The following is a 249-nucleotide window of genomic DNA, read 5'->3' as shown; positions in this document are numbered from 1 at the left end:
ACGAAAGCAGGCGTGTCATAGCCCTTGTCCGCGCCGACGGTGCTGCCTTTCTTGGCATTGCGCAGCAACAGGTTCAGCGCTTCGACGTTTTCGGCGCGGCCATTGACCTCGGACACCGAGACGTCCACAACCAGGCCGTTGCGGTTCTCGGTTAGGATATGGGCCATATGGCACAAGCGGCTGGCGTCGCCGGCGCTCTTGCGGGCCAGTCGCGCTTCCGGATCGGTTTTGGACTGGTGGGTCTGGTTG

1 protein-coding gene is annotated in these 249 nt (G+C 62.7%); it reads right to left on the bottom strand.

Annotated features, from left to right (window positions below; all coding sequences use genetic code 11):
* On the bottom strand, positions 1-249 hold a 249-nt coding region (locus C2I19_RS21400), incomplete at both ends, for a transposase (protein ID WP_146056925.1).

The organism is Chromobacterium alticapitis (genome assembly GCF_002924365.1).
GTDB classification, from domain to species: Bacteria; Pseudomonadota; Gammaproteobacteria; order Burkholderiales; family Chromobacteriaceae; genus Chromobacterium; species Chromobacterium alticapitis.
This window is presented reverse-complemented; position numbering and strand designations above follow the sequence as displayed.